The organism is Oleiphilus sp. HI0067 (genome assembly GCF_001635735.1).
Genome location: NZ_LWFI01000320.1, coordinates 1 through 1,086 on the forward strand (window position 1 = coordinate 1; position 1,086 = coordinate 1,086).

A 1,086-nucleotide genomic window follows, 5' to 3' on the forward strand; every position below is an offset into this window, starting at 1 on the left:
ATGAAAGGTTCTTCATCATTACTTGAATACTTCGAAGTTGATGATGCAGTTGATGCTGTGCCCGTTCATTTAGGTGGCGGTATGGTGAGAGTGTTGCTTCCTGTTCTGTTTGTTTCTGAGTTTTCGTTGCTGCCTCAGCTTGTTGGCTTGGCAATCGCTGTGGTTTGGGGTTTTGGTTTAACGTATGCAGTGATGCGATTAATTAACCGCTTTTGGCCTCTCAGAATTAGTAAGGAGGCCGAAAAGCTTAGGCTCAATATTTACGAGCACGGAGAGCGTAATGATCTGTCGGACATGATCGAGTCAATCAGCCACAACCATGAAAGCGGAGAACTAACGAAGCGATTGCCTGAAAATGAATCCACCGAAGTTGGTTTGTTAGCGGGGCATTACAATGGTCTTCTAACAAGCATAGATGCTCAGCAGCAAGAGCTTCAAGATTTACTGCGTGAGTCGCGGCGTCTCCAAGGTGTAAAGGATGAGTTTATCGGGACGATGAATCACGAAATACGAACGCCTATTACTGCGGTTATTGGATTCGCAAAACGATTGGTGTCTGGTGTTAGCAATGCTGATGAATCACGTGATTTGTCTAAGCGCGTGCTTGAAGCGGGGCAAAGACTCGATGCACTGTCCAAGCAGTTGTTAGATGTTGAGCGCGTAGATGGTTTTGAACACGGTGTTAGTTGCCAAGCTTACTCGTGCGAAGCTGTTGTACGAGAGGTGGGGGTTCAAGCGCACCTTATGTTTGATGAGCTTGGTGTCGGGATTAAGGAATCTGTTCCCAAAGAGCTCGAAGGTCAGGTTTATATAGATATGCAGGTCTTGTACGACGTGTTACGTGAGGTTTTTGATAATGCGCGTAAGTTTGGTGATGGCTTATCCATAGAGGTTAATTACAACTTCGATCAGCGGAAGAGTTTTGTTTGTTCGATAACCAATTACGGCTCTGAGCTGTTACTTGCTCATGAGCCTTATGAGAAGTTTTGGCAGGCTGACTCGTCATTGAGTCGTTCTCATGAAGGCTTAGGTTTTAGGTTTGTACTTATCGCGTCAACTTCTAGGTGCTATGGGTTGTTCTATTCG

Annotated in this window: 1 protein-coding gene; it reads left to right on the forward strand. The window is 45.4% G+C overall.

Features of this window, described 5'->3' with window-relative positions:
- Positions 1 to 1,086: histidine kinase dimerization/phospho-acceptor domain-containing protein (locus A3739_RS03860; RefSeq protein WP_304440251.1), on the forward strand; the 1,086-nt coding region annotated here is incomplete at both ends.